Source organism: Ruminococcus sp. CAG:57, assembly GCF_000435935.1.
Taxonomy (GTDB): domain Bacteria; phylum Bacillota; class Clostridia; order Oscillospirales; family Ruminococcaceae; genus Hominimerdicola; species Hominimerdicola aceti.
Genome location: NZ_FR890720.1, coordinates 1 through 15,741, shown reverse-complemented (window position 1 = coordinate 15,741; position 15,741 = coordinate 1). Strand labels below are relative to the sequence as shown.

Annotated in this window: 13 protein-coding genes and 1 pseudogene; 5 read left to right on the top strand and 9 right to left on the bottom strand. The window is 41.4% G+C overall.

What is annotated here, in order from left to right:
- Positions 1–251 precede the first annotated feature (251 nt).
- The 3 genes from QVO88_RS05840 to QVO88_RS05830 form a co-directional block, all read right to left on the bottom strand.
- On the bottom strand, positions 252–1,553 hold the full coding sequence (locus tag QVO88_RS05840; protein WP_288177813.1) for a DUF2079 domain-containing protein: 1,302 nt from the start codon (positions 1,551–1,553) through the stop codon (positions 252–254).
- A 403-nt stretch (positions 1,554–1,956) separates the two neighbouring features.
- The gene (locus tag QVO88_RS05835) at positions 1,957–3,180 is read right to left on the bottom strand and encodes a M56 family metallopeptidase (RefSeq protein WP_022287574.1); all 1,224 of its coding nucleotides are present in this window, start codon (positions 3,178–3,180) and stop codon (positions 1,957–1,959) included.
- Positions 3,170–3,562: a BlaI/MecI/CopY family transcriptional regulator gene (locus QVO88_RS05830; RefSeq protein WP_022287573.1), complete on the bottom strand. Its 393-nt coding sequence runs from the start codon at positions 3,560–3,562 to the stop codon at positions 3,170–3,172. The genes QVO88_RS05835 and QVO88_RS05830 overlap by 11 nt, the downstream gene beginning before the upstream one ends.
- A 320-nt stretch (positions 3,563–3,882) precedes the next feature.
- Here QVO88_RS05830 and QVO88_RS05825 point away from each other — a divergent pair, with 320 nt between their 5' ends.
- Positions 3,883–4,755, top strand: coding sequence for an Abi family protein (locus QVO88_RS05825; RefSeq protein ID WP_022287572.1), 873 nt, complete (start codon positions 3,883–3,885; stop codon positions 4,753–4,755).
- 162 nt (positions 4,756–4,917) lie between these two features.
- Here the strand turns inward: QVO88_RS05825 and QVO88_RS12315 are convergent.
- The 4 genes and pseudogenes from QVO88_RS12315 to QVO88_RS05805 form a co-directional block, all read right to left on the bottom strand.
- Positions 4,918–5,073 (bottom strand): annotated as a pseudogene (locus QVO88_RS12315) (alpha/beta-type small acid-soluble spore protein); the annotation flags it as partial.
- Between the two features lie 388 nt (positions 5,074–5,461).
- The gene (locus QVO88_RS05815) at positions 5,462–5,608 is read right to left on the bottom strand and encodes a hypothetical protein (RefSeq protein WP_022287570.1); all 147 of its coding nucleotides are present in this window, start codon (positions 5,606–5,608) and stop codon (positions 5,462–5,464) included.
- A 31-nt stretch (positions 5,609–5,639) separates the two neighbouring features.
- Positions 5,640–6,848 carry a hypothetical protein gene (locus QVO88_RS05810; RefSeq protein WP_022287569.1) on the bottom strand — a complete coding sequence of 403 codons (1,209 nt, stop codon included), beginning with the start codon at positions 6,846–6,848 and terminating at the stop codon, positions 5,640–5,642.
- Positions 6,849–6,931: 83 nt separating this feature from the next.
- Positions 6,932–7,516 carry a TetR/AcrR family transcriptional regulator gene (locus QVO88_RS05805; RefSeq protein WP_022287568.1) on the bottom strand — a complete coding sequence of 195 codons (585 nt, stop codon included), beginning with the start codon at positions 7,514–7,516 and terminating at the stop codon, positions 6,932–6,934.
- 295 nt (positions 7,517–7,811) lie between these two features.
- On the opposite strand from QVO88_RS05805, the gene QVO88_RS05800 reads away from it, so the two are divergent.
- Both QVO88_RS05800 and QVO88_RS05795 read left to right on the top strand, forming a co-directional pair.
- Positions 7,812–8,276: a DUF3592 domain-containing protein gene (locus tag QVO88_RS05800; protein ID WP_022287567.1), complete on the top strand. Its 465-nt coding sequence runs from the start codon at positions 7,812–7,814 to the stop codon at positions 8,274–8,276.
- Between the two features lie 75 nt (positions 8,277–8,351).
- Positions 8,352–12,509, top strand: a complete 4,158-nt coding sequence (locus tag QVO88_RS05795; protein ID WP_022287566.1) for a C1 family peptidase — start codon at positions 8,352–8,354, stop codon at positions 12,507–12,509.
- A 57-nt stretch (positions 12,510–12,566) separates the two neighbouring features.
- On the opposite strand, the gene QVO88_RS05790 is transcribed toward QVO88_RS05795, so the two are convergent.
- Together QVO88_RS05790 and QVO88_RS05785 are read right to left on the bottom strand one after the other, a co-directional pair.
- Complete coding sequence (locus QVO88_RS05790; protein WP_022287565.1) at positions 12,567–13,181, bottom strand: sugar O-acetyltransferase; 615 nt, start codon at positions 13,179–13,181, stop codon at positions 12,567–12,569.
- A gap of 196 nt (positions 13,182–13,377) precedes the next feature.
- Complete coding sequence (locus tag QVO88_RS05785; protein ID WP_022287564.1) at positions 13,378–13,560, bottom strand: hypothetical protein; 183 nt, start codon at positions 13,558–13,560, stop codon at positions 13,378–13,380.
- A gap of 409 nt (positions 13,561–13,969) precedes the next feature.
- On the opposite strand from QVO88_RS05785, the gene QVO88_RS05780 reads away from it, so the two are divergent.
- Together QVO88_RS05780 and QVO88_RS05775 are read left to right on the top strand one after the other, a co-directional pair.
- The gene (locus QVO88_RS05780) at positions 13,970–15,238 is read left to right on the top strand and encodes a DegT/DnrJ/EryC1/StrS aminotransferase family protein (protein ID WP_022287563.1); all 1,269 of its coding nucleotides are present in this window, start codon (positions 13,970–13,972) and stop codon (positions 15,236–15,238) included.
- Positions 15,239–15,387: 149 nt separating this feature from the next.
- The coding region (locus tag QVO88_RS05775) for a sugar transferase (protein ID WP_288177812.1) at positions 15,388–15,741 on the top strand (354 nt) is incomplete at its 3' end.

Below are 15,741 nucleotides of genomic sequence, written 5' to 3'. Positions count from 1 at the left end.
CAAAAAGCTCGCAAAGACTCTTAAAATCTTTACGAGCTTATATTATTCTCCATTCTTATGGTATCGCATTTTAATACGTTTGTCAATAGTCATGGTCCATTTTCATTGTTTTGCACAGAAGATTTGATTTTGACACGGGGGTAAGATGTGCGTTTTCGCCGTCGCACTGTGAGATACCCCCTATGTCAAAACGTTATTAATTTAACAGAAACGAATTTTTAGAGAACTTTTGCCTTAATAATATTCTTAATTTAATAATTTAATAATACAGTAACCATCCCGTGAACTTCACAAATGGAAAAAGTCTTTTTGTATTTCTCAAGCTTTCCTTGATAATCATTTTTGCGGTTGTCAAGAAGTATTATTTCAGCTTTTGAAACATCAGCATTATCCAAAAGATATACATTATCAAATTTGTAAAGCGACGGTATTATATATGTGTCTGCATATATGCAGACGGTTTTGTCTATGGTGTCGATAAATTCGTTAGTCTGCGTTATAAGTGCGGTGTTTTCATATCGTTCGGTGTATAACTGTATTTTATCACTAACTGTAACCGAGAAAAGTATGACCGCTGACATTGCGGATATAAGTAATACCTTTCGTTTCTGCTTTAATGTTGATACCTCTTTAACAAAAGCACAGAAAAGCATTGCTCCGCTTCCGAAAACGTATTGGTAATCTACATTATATTGATATGTGTAGTCTGTGCTGAGGTTAACGATTATCAGCGGAACGAGCAAAAACAGATCTGACGCTTTGTTTATTTTAAAGCAAACAAAAATAAAAGGCACTGTCATCAACAGCAGGAAAAGCAGTTTATCTACTGTTATCAGATTTGACACAAAATATGCCGGGTTCTTTATGACGTTTAAGATCACCGCAATAAGTCCGCTGTCGTTTTCGGCCAAGTAAATGTCATATCGGTTTACTTTTACACCCTCGCCAAAAATGTTTATGTATAAATTTGTGCCAATAAAGCCAAGTATGCCGATTATAGTGATAAGTAAACCGCTGGTCTTTTTCTTTTTGGAAAACAAGGAATACAGACCTAGGCAAATGATGTATACCCCTGCGTCCTCTTTGACTGAGAGTATAAGCAGACACGCTGCAACTTCACCAATGTGATTTTTCTTGCACATAAAATAATACAGCCACAATATAAATGCAGGTAAAAACATATTCTCGTGGATATCAAAAAACTGAGAACTGCAAAATGCAGGGTAGAAAAGATATATTATGCTGCACAAAACGGTGTCAGTTCTGCCGAGCTTGTAAAGCCTGCATATTTTTATCAGCGGCAATACTCCGCTTGCAATGATAAGCACTTGCAATATGACTAAAACAACCGAGTTTCTAAATATCATATATATTGGCAGTAGCAAATACCAGCAGGGTGAGAAATGCACATTGAAATGTGACATAAGCACATTTCGTTCGACCGTGGTGTATTGCTTGTCCGTTTTACTCATATATTCAAACATTTGCAGAAAAATTCCCATATCAAAGCACGATGATTCATAGCTTTTTAGTCTGCATACGGTGCCGATCATCAATATTGTTACTGATATCACCGTGAACAACAGAACTGAAATTATCTCCGTTTTTCGGCATTTTAATATTTCAGTTTCCTTTATATCAGCAAACCTAAATATTATTATAGCCAAAACAGCAATGCAGGCAAAGCCGAAATATGCTGTGGTATTGGTCATTTTCCATATTGATATCAACGAATAAGCAAATATCAATCCTGTCAAAAGCAAATTTAAATTAACTCTTTTGAAAACAGTTATAAGGCAAAGTGTTGCTGAAAATGCGATGGTGGGAATGACTAATTGCAGCAGCGAAATGTTCGATACATAATACTTTGAGATAGGATCGGCGTCGCTGATAAGCATGGTATACAAACAGCCAAGAATATATCCGCATAAAATATACGAGAGGAGGTTTTGTTTGTTACTGAACATTGACGTCAAACTCCGAAAGGGTTATTTTATATGCAGAGTAATTTTTTAAATAAAAAGTGTGGTCGCCGTCTTTATTAGCGGTAAAATTTATCTCGTTGCCTGCAGTCTTGTCACAGAAAATTCTGTGTTCTGTTCCGTCCTGATAGTAGCCTAGTTCAATATACTCTCCGTCTTTGTCTGAATAATCAGAGGACAGGTCAAGTTCGATCTTTATAGTTATTTTTTGACCTTCATTCACGAAAACAGGCTCTTTTGTTACCATTTCACCATTGTTAAAGGTGTGGGTCGAACTTAGCTCGTCATCGATATTAATGTCAACAAAAGAGCAGAGGATAAGCGTGCTCAAAGTTATAGCAACAAGTATTATAATATTTGCATATGACTTCTTTTTCTTGGCAGTTATCTCGTTTATCCTAGTTTTCACCTTTTCTTTTTGTGAATACAAACACGCTGAAAATGCTGTATCTTGTTTACCATTTTCACATCTGTTTATCAGCATACCGCAGTAGTTATATTTCTCGGTATCATTCATCTCCTTGACAACTTTTTCGTCGCAAGCTATCTCAGACAGCAAATTCATACTGCGTGAAAGCTTGTATGCAAGCGGATCAAACCAATTGATTATACAAACGACCTGCATTACTATCCTTATGAATATATCGTGATTAAGATAGTGAAATTTTTCGTGCATACATACCACATCATAATTATCAGCTGCGATATTGTCAGGAAGAATTATTACAGGGGCGAACACGCCCATAAGCATAGGGCTTGAAATGCCTGGGCACTTTTTTACTTTCAGGCTTTTATTGCCGCATTTGTATACACCATTTTTTGTTGCCCAGCGGTCAACAAAGCGCTTTAAGGCAAGGTACTTGTAAATGCAAACAAAGCTGTTGAAAGCTACACCAATACACCAGACCGCAACAAGAAAAGGCATTATCTTCTTGACAGCTGGAATATGCTGCGTTTCTGTAAAAATGTATTTTTGTACGTAAATATTCTGAACTACGTCAGCGGTGACAGCCTGGTGAGGAATAAGAGTGGTCAGGTCTAAGGGGAATATTATCAGCAATGACAACGCTGAACATACCTTGTAGAATGATAATTTTTGACGCTTTTTGCCTACAGCTAAAAATATTTTACAGCAAAGATACAGGCACACTATCAGTACATTGCTCCGTATAAAATATGTAAATAAATTATTTATCATTATTTCTGTCCTTTACTTCTTCAAGAAAACGTATCAGCTCATCGATATCCTGACTGCTTAGCTTATCAGTTTCGTATAGATTTGTAACAAGGCTTGAAAGTGAGTTGTTATGGACCGAGCCAAAGAAATTTTCTGTTTCAAATTTAAGATAATCCGATTGGGATACCAGCGAATAATACTGACGCTCCTTACCTGTTTTCTCCGTTCTTAAAAATCCTTTTTCAATAAGGCGTTTAAGAAATGATGTGAGAGTTGGTAATTTCCAATTATGGTCGCTCATTTTTTCTGCTATCTGAGAACTTGTGACAGGTTCGCTCATACTCCAAATAGTTTTCATTATCTCAAATTCCGCATCTGGAAGTTTTTTTATTTGGTTTATCATTACACACCTCCGTATTAGACGTTTGTCTATAACGATATTATACACTTGTCTAAAATGCAAGTCAAGTTATGATGTGATGATTTTACAATTATTTAATATTTTCGACAATGCAATGATTCCTGTACTCTATCTTTAATATAAAAAATAATAAAGAGTGATAGCACTTAAGAATAACATAATTTCATTTTCATGACATCTATCTAGATATATTTACCATTGACTTTTTAGAAAAAATCGCATATAATAGTATTAACAGAACCCGACACGCCTCTTAGCAATGCGTACCACGTCGGGTCGTTTAATTATTAGGGGACTTTTTTATGCAGCTTAAAGAACAGCAACCATCAATGAATGTTGATCAACAAATCGAGAACTTGAAAATGCTTGGGTTGAGAATTGTCAATGAAGAATATGCACGTCGAATTCTTAATGATATTTCATATTTCCGCTTGATAAAAGCATATGATCTTGGACTAAAAGGTAAAAATAAAAATTTTGATGGTTCTATATCCTTTGAACAAATCGTTGAGTTATACCTGTTTAACGCCAACTTCAGGCAACTCTTATTTACTTGGATAGAGCAAATCGAAGTTAATCTCAGGTGTAGGGTAGCTAATCATTTCTCACATATTTATGGTGTACTAGGATATGAAGATCCGGATAATTTTAATGATCCTGGCTATCACTATGATTTTCTTTGTGAGATAAAAAAGGAAATATCCAGAAATAGCAAAGCCCCTTTTGTTAAGAATTTCAAAAATAATTATACTGACGGCAAAATTCCGTTTTACGCTTTGGTGGAGCTGTTCAGTTTCGGTACGCTCTCAAAGTTTTATAAAAATATGAAACCTCAGGACAAAAAAGCCGTTGCAACGTTGTATGGCGTGGGATATACTTATCTTGAAAGCTGGGTCGAACACATTGCTTTTGTGCGGAATATTTGTGCACACTATGGACGTTTGTATAATGTTAATCTTGCTAAAACGCCAAAGCTATATAAGCAATATACAGAAAAGGGGATAAGCAGTATCCGTGTATTTGCAACTCTTCTTTGCATAAAACATCTAATAACTAATGATCAACATTGGACAGCGTTTGTGGACAAACTAGATAAACTTTTTCACAAGTACCCTCACGTTGATAAAAAACTTATGGGATTTCCAGATGATTGGGTTAACATATTGAAAGAATAAACATTGAAACATCGCATTTGTTTTTACAAATGCGATGTTTTGATAAGAAAATATATCGTTGTGCTGCTCCTATACTGACAGTCTAACGGCATATGTAATCTCGATGCAATGACCTGTGTTTCTTACGCTGTTTCGGGTAAATATCCATTGTTGTTCAGGACTAATTATTTTGACCATCTGACCGCCTACAGAGCCGACCTCACGAGCTGTAAGATCGCCGTTGTAGCCCTGCTTGAGGTTTACGCCAACTTCGTTAGCTGCTTCCATCTTGAACTTGTTGAGTGTTTCTCTGCCTTCCTGAGTTGTGATACCTTTCATTTTCGTATCTCCTTTTCATTTGTTTTTCGGGCTTGCAATAATATTATATGTCTGCATGATTTGATTATAAGAGGTAATTTATAGAACGAAATGGGGCGGTTTTTGGAATGAAAAAAATTAAAAGCTAAAATTAGTATGATTTTAAACGGAGCAAAATTCAAAAAAAATCATTTACATATAAATTATACTTCTTTTGGAAATTGTGTGATTTTGTATAGTCACTGTTTTCAATTGTCAAAATACCACTGGACACAGTGATTACATGCCCTGCACTGCTGCTGCCGTATTTCAGCACATAACCGTTGAGATCAAGGGTGACGGTGCGGTTGACCACTAATGTGGTGTAAATGGTAATGTCTGACGTCAGTTTGACTGTTCCGTATGAAGCTTATCTGATTGCTGAAACCAGTTCCGCCGCTGTGGAAACTTCCGCCGTCCCACTCGCTGCCATATTATCCTCGGCAAATACACTTGTCGACACAAGGCAAAGAACCATACAAAGGGTGAGCAGGATGCTGAGTATTCGTTTTTTCATTTCTTGCTACCTCCGTTTTGTATATGTCGGCTCAATCAAGAGCAATGATTGTAATATTATAGACAGCACCGTTCAGCTGTGTGCCGGGGGTCAACTGGATAAATTCATATTGCAGCACAATATCACTGCCGGCATTGTAGATGCGGTTGAATGCAAACGGCATCCACACTCGTGAATTATCTGCATCGTTCATATACCTTTCGATCAATGTATCATTAAGAATGCCTTGTCTGCCTTTCAATACTACCGAGTACCATCCACCCATGTCGTGAGAAATGCAGACCGAACCGCTGAATGAAATACTGTATGTATGTCCGGCTTTCAGCGTTACGGTTCTATTGGCTCGATCCCATACAAAAAGTCCTCCGGAATTGCAATCTTCAAACAACTGAAGCGGCTGATTGAATGAAGCGCCGGTGCCGCCGTTTGAGGCGTGAAAATACCCCGAACAGCTGCCGTTCTGACCGGCATCGCCCTTGTCGCCTTTATCTCCTTTTTCGCCTTTATCTCCCTTGTCGCCTTTGTCTCCCTTGTCGCCTTTGTCTCCCTTTTCGCCGTCTGTGCCGTCAATGCCTGCGGCTTTTACGCTGGTGTCGGTTTCTCCAATCCACCAGTTGCCGTTTTCACCAATGAAGGGGGTGTTGCCGTCCGCGCCATCGGAGCCGTTTTGTCCGTTTGTTCCGTCCTTGCCGTCGGCTCCGTCTTTTCCGTTTATACCATCCTTGCCGTCAAGACCTTTCAAAACCGAAAGATCGTACAGGTTCAGCCATATTTCATCGCCGACATAGCGCCACTGCAGGGTGTTTTCACTTACACGGAACTCCGGTGTCTTTCCGTTTGCTCCGTCTGCACCTTTCTGCCCGGTGGGGCCTGTGATGTCGGCTATCGCCACAAGGTCCTGCCACTCATCGCCCTCGTAACGCCACTGTATGTGGGTTTCAGCTCGCTGCACCTCTATGCTTTTGGCGTTAATGCCGTCAGAGCCGTCTTTACCATTTTTACCGTCTGCTCCGTTTTCTCCGGCAGTGCCCCGCAGCTCGGTAAGCGCCACAAGGTTGTGCCAGTCGGCTTCGTCGCTGTATTTCCACTGAATCGCCGTGCCGTTGTTTCGCACCTCCGGCAGTGCGTCGCCTGTTTTTGCCGCCTTGCTCCATCCTATTGCAAGCACGCTGCAAAGCACCAAAAGAGCGGTGCAAAGCGCCAAAAGTGTACCTGTGAGTAGTTTTTTTCTTGTTTTCATCTTTTTTCCTCCGTTCGGAATTGTTTATCACGGCGGAGCTTTGCACCGCTGCCTACGCCGTAAATGAGCGGCGGTCGATAGGCTTATGCTTGGTTTGCTTTGTACTTATCCACAAACAGGGCGACCCCCTGTTTTAAGACCTCCATCTGGGTTTTCAGATAATATTCATCCTCAAACATCGCATAATGAACGCAGGCGCGGACGAATATAAAGATCAGCGGCGTGATGACCGTATAGGGAATGCCGATCTTCGGCTCCAGCCGCTTGGCGTACTCGGTATAGCGTTCGTTCACGCCCTCAAAGAATTTCTTGCCGTACTCGATATACTTCGGGTGCGTATATATCTGATACATCAGGCGATATTTTTTTCCGTGCTTTTTTGCTGTCCAATACGGGACCTCCTTCACAAAACGGACAACATCCTCGGGGTCGGTGGGTGCCATCTCCATAAAGTCGTCCTCAACCTTTTCCATACAGTATGCCGTTGACTCAATGATCAGTTCATCAAGGTTTTTAAAATACGAATACAAATTTGCTTTCGTGCATCCGCACGCATCGGCTAGTGCTTTAATTCCTGTGCCTGTGAGCCCGTTTTCCGCATAGCACTCGAAGCACTTTTCCATTAGTTCACGTTTCCGCTCATTGTGCTGTTGCTCAGTTGTTTTCATGTTGCTTCGCTCCTTTTATGCGTACCGACCGTTCGTTTATGATTAGTATAACACAGATTTGTAACAAAGTCAAGAATTATTCAAAAAATGAAGAAAATAAAGTTTCAACATGATCTTATAAAAAAGTCCTTACAGCAGAAAGAAAATAGCGGCTTACCTCAACGATCAAAACCGTACTAATAAATATGTCCATAAGACTTATGGAAAGATGGGATAGGCTTATTGACTTTCCATGTTCTCATATGATATAATAAATTCATATTAACACAACATTTCTGTTCAGGGGGTATATCAAATGAAAAAGCAAAATGCAGGGCTTATCGCTCTGAGTATCGTTTTTATTCTTATGGGTGGTTTCTCTACTATCTATAATCTCAGCAAGTATGTTTCAAACAGGGTTTTCATGTCAAGTGCTGAGAAAACCACAGGCTATGTGAAGTGGATAGACCATGAGTTGAAAACTTGGGGACATAACAAAAAGGCAAGCAACAAAGCTGAAACATATTACATAACTGTCGCTTTTGATGTTGGCGGCAAGGAGTACACAAGAGAGATCTTCACAGGCACATATTATGTGAGTCAGAACGAAAAAGTGAACGTGTATTACAACACTGATAAAAATGGTGAGCCTGATAAGGTCGTGACCGATATTGATAATGATAAAAGACCGTATCTTACTTGGCCGCTGATACTTTTGCTTGGCATTGTGCTACTTGTGCTTACTAAGAAAAATATTATCTCAGTGGGGAGAAAGAGATAAAAAAGTAATCATTAAAATAGTAACCAAAAGAAACTTTGTGCAACTAAATAACAGAAAAGCAGAAAGGAGATCTTTATGAAGGTGATCTATAAATGTGCCGCCATTTTGACGGCGGCGATATTGTCAGTGCAGTTTCCTTGCGCAGCTTTTGCGGATATGGAGCATGGCGGAGATAATGACAGCCCGAAATTCAAGATGGGCAGGATAATTTTTACTGATAATGGTTATGGCTACGAAAAGGAAGGTCTGGAAAAATCGGAGATCGCTGATGAAGATTTGGTCGATACGGACGACGGGGTTTCAGCTTACGCACAAAAGGCAACGGCTTCGCTGCCTGCGAAATATGACCCCAGATCTAAGAATACGCTGACGACTATCAAAAATCAGTTCCAGACAGGCACTTGCTGGGCGTTTGCGGCACTTTCCTGCACAGAGAGCAATCTTATCCAAAAGGGGCTTGAAAATCAAAACGTGCAGTTTTCTGTGCCGAGCCTTGTCCTCTCTACATATGCTAACGGCGGATTTGACGAGTCAATATGGGATTGCGGCGGAACGTGGATGGATTCGTCCCTTGCTATGGCGGCTCATAGGGGACTTTGCTATGATGAATATGAGCCTTTCGTGTCCGACGGAACGGAAGCCACTATCGTATCTGAGGAGAAAAAGGGCGTTTGCGAATATCAGCTTAATTACGCTTCCACTATCACAGGCGGACGAAACGCCATTAAAAACAAGATAAAAGAGCTTGGCGGAGTAATGGTGAGCTATTATGCAGACGACCTGTATATGACCTTTGATAACAAAAGCTATTACGATCCGGAAACTACAAAATATAGTGGAATAAATCATGCCGTAAGCGTAGTGGGCTGGGACGATAATTATAGCAAGTCAAATTTCCTTGCAGGCTATCAGCCAAAGAAAAACGGGGCATGGCTTGTGAAAGGCTCTTGGGGAGTATCCAGTGGCACGGACGGTTATTACTGGATATCCTATGAAGAGGCAGAAATGACCGATTGGGTGGCGTTCGACCTCACTGAAAGCTGTGATAATAATTACCATTATCCTGCTAATAAGGATAATTCTATATTTTATGTTAGCAATGAAAACAAAATGAGCGGTGCTGATGTTTTTACAGCAAAAAAAGACGAGCTTCTTGACAAAGTGGGCTTTATGTATCTTGGCTACACTGGAAAGTCTGACTACACCGTGCAGGTCTACACTTCTGTTTCAGACAGCACTCCTGTTGGGATACTTGAATGTGAGGTCAGCGGAAAGGTGCAGAGCGACGGCTTTTATACCGTGGATATCCCTGATGTTGAGCTTGACGAGGGCGAAAGATATTCTGTCGTGATGACATTCAGCGGTGATGACGGCTCAGGCTATGTGACCGTTTATGGCTATTCAGACGGGGTCATGAAGCCTGGTCAGGCGTATATTTCCAATGACGGCGACAGTTGGACGGACGTTACCGACAAGGACGCTTATACTGGTCAGCCTATAATATTTGCCTATACCGATGATATAGATAAGTCTGATAAAAGCGAGCTTGAAACACTTGTGGCAAAGTATGAAAAGCAGAGCGGTTATGAGCGTGAGGTCAACAACGGCAAGAAAGTTATTGCAGACGAAAACGCATCAAAGAACGATATTACCAATGCCAAGCTTCTTATAAAGGCAAAGGCGAAAGAGATAAAGGAACAAAGCCTTGTTATAAAGACAGCGACGGATTGGAAAAACTTCGCAAAGCGTGTATCAGGCGGTGAAAGCTTTGCAGGAAAGCGTGTTGTGCTTGAAAAAGACATCGACTTCGGTGGTGCAAAGATATCGGCAGTAGGAACGGCTTCAAAGCCTTTTTGCGGATATTTTGACGGCAACGGACACGTTCTGAAAAACGCTGTTATCCAAAATAATTCTTATGCAGGTCTGTTCGGCTATGCTGAGGACAGAGCGCAGATAAGAGATCTCAGTGCTGAGAAAATAACTGTCAGCGGTAAGTACGCAGGCGGGATCGTAGGTGAATTTGATGCGGTATCTATCCAGCGCTGTACGTTCAGCGGAACTGTCAAGGGTACAAGCTCAGCAGGCGGAATCGTGGGCAAAGCAGGTGGTCTGACCCTGACAGAGTGTGCTTCAGACCTTGCAAAGTCAAGCAGTTCAAATGCTAAAGCTATGGTGGGCAGTATCGATAATGACGCTTTTTATTATGGACAGCAATATGCCGGTTGCTGGTATAATGGCAACTTTTCTGACAGCAAGGTAAAGAAAACGGCTTTGTCTAACGTTACAAGCTCTGCAGCTTATTCGCTGAATACCATTGGCGGAAAGCAGACAGACAGCGGCAGGTGGACAATGGCAGACGGCAAAGCAAGGCTAACTCGTCCTGGGGAGCAGGCTTCGCACAAGATAACATTTGAAGCCCCCGACGGCAAGCATTATGCCTGCACTGATAAGGACGGCAAGGTGAAATATCCTGCTGTCAAAGTGCAAAGCGGTTATGCTCTTAAATGGTACAAGAACGGCATTGCTGTCGATGCGAACACAGTTTATACTGCTGACAGCACAGTAAAGGCAAAGCTTGTTGAAGCAAAATTTGTCACTATCGACTATGTTTTAAATGGCGGCACGAACAGCACAGGCAATCCAGAATACCTCAGCAAAGGCGAAAGCGTGACGCTTTCCGAACCGACAAAAGAGGGTGCAGACTTTGCAGGCTGGTATGATAACGCTGCACTTTCTGGTGAAAGAATAGAAAGCATATCATATTCAGGCGGTGCAAAGACCCTTTATGCCGCATGGAAGCCTTATACATATAACGTTACGTTTGTGGATAAGGACGGCAAGGTGATAAGTCAGCAGACAGTGGAATATGGTAAGTCTGCAAAAGCTCCGAAAGCCCCTGCTATAAAGGGTCTGCGTTTTACAGGCTGGGACAAGGACTATAAAAACGTCACGGAGGATATGACTGTCACAGCGGAGTATTCTGACAGCAAGCTTATTGCAGACTGCGAGATATCAGGCTTCAAGAACAGCTTCACATACACAGGAAAGAATATTGAACAGCCTGACGTAACGCTCACCTATGAGGGCAAAGCGCTTAAAGAGGGCGTGGATTACACTGTTTATTATAAGACCAATCTTAACGCAGGATCTGCAAAAATGACATTTGTTGGAAAAGGCGAATACAGAGGCTCTGTTGCAAAAAGCTTTACTATCCAGCCAAAGGACGCTTCCAAGGTCAAGCTTTATTACGCTACACCACTGTCGTTCACCGGCAAGGAGATAACACCTGATGTGCTTATAAAGGACGGCAATAAGACCCTTGAACGTTATGTTGATTATATGGTGATGTATTTCTCAAACGTGAATGTTGGCACGGGCAAGATAACAGTTGAATTTTACGGAAACTATAAGGGCAAGCAGACCGTTTCTTTTGTTATAAATCCTGCAAAACAGCAGATACAGGTGCTTGAAACAAGATACAAGGGCTTTTTTGTGGATTTTGTGCAGAAAGGATCTGCAACAGGCTATGAGGTCCAGTATGGCACAAGATCTGATTTTTCAAATGCTTCCACATACAGATTCACCACCAACAAGACGGATAAGATGACGGTACTTGGATTAGGGGCTTCAAAGACATATTATGTAAGAGTTCGCTCTTATACTGTCAAGGGCGGAAAGACCTATTACGGCAATTGGTCAGACGCTAAAAGCATTGTGACGGCAAAGACTAATTTTGCAAACGCAAAGGTCAGCGGTATTTCTTCAAAAAGCTTTACCGGCAAGGCGATAACGCAGAAGATCACAGTAAAATACGGCTCAAAGACACTTAAAAACGGCACAGACTACACTGTGAAATATTCTGCAAACACCAAGGTCGGCACCGCAAAGGTGACTATCACAGGCAAGGGCATTTACGGCGGAGTTATCACCAAAAGCTTTGCTATCTATCCTGCAAAGCAGGTGATACAGAAGCTTTACGGCACATATGCAGGCTTCTTTATAGATTATGCACAGAAAGGGTCTGCCACGGGATATGAAATATCATACTCACAGCGTTCCGACTTTAAGGGAGCAAAAAGCGTAAAGGTAACAAACAACCGCACCGATAAAAAGACAGTTTCTGGACTTGCAAGATATCAAAAATATTACGTACGTGTAAGAAGCTACACTGTCAAAGGCGGAAAGACTTATAACGGAGCGTGGTCCGATAGAAAATGGGTCTATACTCAATGATCCGACAGACGATAAAAATGCCCCTGATCATTTTCTGGTCAGGGGTATTTTTTATGCTCAGAAAAGTTCTGCTTTGTACTTGATAGAATCCTCCTCAGTTATCTCACGGATAACTCTGCATGGATTTCCTGCCGCAAGAGAATTTGGCGGTATGTCACGGGTGACAACGCTTCCTGCACCGATAACACAGCCCTCGCCTATGGTAACTCCGCCTGTGATGACAACATTGCTCGCTATCCAGCAGTTGGAGTGTATGGTGATAGGCTTGCCGTATTCATCATCATAAAAAGTGCCGTCAGACTTTTTCTTCATGTTACGCTCCTGCCATCTGAATGGGTGAACAGGTGTGGCAATGGTGCAGTTGGGACCGAAAAACACGTTGTCGCCAATGGTCACAGGGCAGGTGTCAAGCACTGTCAGATTGAAGTTTGCATAGCAGCCTGAGCCGAACTTTGTGAAAACGCCATAGTCAAAATACACAGGACCTTGGAGAAAAAATCCCTCGCCATGGTCGGGCAGAAGCTCGTCAATGATAGCGTTTCTTCTCTCATCATCTTCATACAAACTGCTGTACTGCTGTGAAAGCTTGTGAGCCTTTGTCCTCAATTCTGCAAGCTCCTTGTCGGAGGAGTCATATATCTTGCCCGCAAGCATTTTTTCTTTTTCAGTCATTATAAAACGCCCTTTCTGCGTGTAGTGTCATTTGATTTTGTTGAGAGTATAGCACAAGTTTCGGGCTGTGTCAATAGTTTTTTGGGGGTCGAGTGATAGAATAAAAAATGGTATACAAAAGTGGAGAATGCTTATGGGCAAAGCACTCTCCACTTGATGAGTATACTATTTAAAAAGCTTGGCAGGATAGAAAAAGTTATAGGTAAAATCCCTGCATATAATTTGTGTAAATAAATGTGTCCTCGTCATCAGCGGTATTGTCACCAGCGGGCTTTTTTCTGCCACTAACACAAGAAGCCAAAATTATCAGACCGCCTAGAACAATTGCAACGCTCACTCCAAGGGCTACCAAAACCGCACAGAAAATTTTTACTATCATAAACACCGCTCCAATCATATTTCTCATACTTCGCCATAATTACTATTATGATTATATGCTGGTTTTGCCTGATAATCAATAAAAGCCGTGTAAAATGCAGATAAAAATCAAGTCAGCTTTTGTCTGGAACAAAAATCTTGTGGTAAAAATATTATTCAAAACGTTTCATGATTTAACAATTTTAAATGAAGAAAATTATAGCTTTCAGCTTAGTATAAAATTGCACAAACTGAGCTTTTTGTAAATGGTTAGCATTGTATATTACACTGAAAATGTACGATTTTTGAAAAAATATACATAAGTATGGGGTAAATACTTGACTAGATTAAAATTTTGTGATAAAATTATTAACGTGAATAAGTGTAATTATGGTTACTTATATGAAGTAAATATGGAAGAGGGAAAAATAATGGAAAAAATAGAACCCTTTAAACAAAAAGTATGGCTTGCGTCACCTACAATGCATGGTGAGGAGCTTGAATATGTTACTGAGGCTTATAATACCAACTGGATGTCTACAATCGGTAAGAATATAAATGAGGTCGAGAAGATAGCGGCGGAGAAGTCTGAAGTCAAGTATGCTGTTGGCCTTTCATGCTGCACGGCTGCGCTTCACTTGTGCTGTAAGCTTGCTGGCGAGAGGCTTTATGGCAAGCCTGCTATATCTCATGGCGCTCTTGAGGGCAGGAGAGTTTTTTGCAGCGACATGACCTTTGACGCTACTCTCAACCCAGTTGTTTACGAGGGCGGTATTCCTGTTTTTATCGACACTGACAGAGATACTTGGAACATGGATCCTGTGGCGCTTGAAAAGGCTTTTGAGATGTATCCTGAAGTCAAGCTGGTAGTAAGCGCTGAGTTATACGGTTTTCCTGGAAGAATGGACGAGATAAAGAAGATATGCGAGAAGCATGGTGCGCTTTTGATCGAGGACGCTGCTGAAGCTATGGGTGCTACCATTGACGGCAGACAGTGCGGAAGCTTTGGTGATTACAGCGCTGTAAGCTACAATGGCAATAAGATAATAACAGGTTCTAGTGGCGGATGCTTGCTGACGAACAGCCTTGAAGATGCAAATAAGGCTCGTAAGTGGTCAACGCAGGCTCGTGAGAATGCGGCATGGTATCAGCATGAAGAGGTCGGGTACAACTATCGTATGTCGAATGTTATTGCAGGAGTCGTTCGTGGTCAGTATCCGCATCTTGAGGAGCATATTGCGCAGAAAAAAGCAATATACGAGAGATACAAAGAGGGTCTTAAAGGACTTCCTGTTAAAATGAATCCTATCGTTGAGGGAACAGAGCCAAATTATTGGCTGTCTGCACTTATCATAGATAAAGACGCAATGTGCAAGCAGGTCAGAAATGACAGCGAGGCTTTGTACATCAAAGAAGCCGGCAAGACTTGTCCTACTGAAATTTTGGAAGCGATAGCAAGCATAAATGCAGAGGGAAGACCAATATGGAAGCCAATGCACATGCAGCCTATGTACAGAATGCACGAGTGCGTTGGTCGCAACGGCAGTATCAGATGCCGCACAAATGCTTATATTGCAGGCGGTGCAGAAGATGTAGGCGCTGATATCTTTGACAGAGGCGCTTGCCTGCCTAGTGATAATAAGATGACTGAGGAACAGCAGGAGAGAATTATTTGGGCTATCAGGAGTTGTTTTGAGTAAGGAGAGGCAGTTTGAAAAAGAGTAAGAAATTTGCTTTGCTTACGGGCGCTGTTGTAGGTGCTACTGCAATTGCGGCTCATGTTATGAAGAAAAAAGCTGAGAAAACTACATATGAAGCAGATTTGATAGAGCCTATTGAAAAAAGAAAAATGGGCTTCTATGAGAAGTATGGCAAGAGAATACTCGATATAGCCTGCGCTACGGCTGCTATAGTTGTTTTTTCTCCGCTATATTTGGGCGTTGCAGCTCTTGTTAAACTGAAATTGGGAAGTCCGGTTCTATTTACTCAGGATCGTCCTGGTCTGATTGGCAAAGACGGCAAGGAAACGGTATTTAAAATGTACAAGTTTCGTACTATGACTGATGAACGTGATGAGAATGGTGAGCTTCTTCCAGATGATGTGAGACTCACGAAGTTTGGCAAGTGGCTGAGAAATACAAGTCTTGACGAACTTCCGGAGGCATTTAATATTTTGAATGGTACAATGTCTGTAATTGGTCCA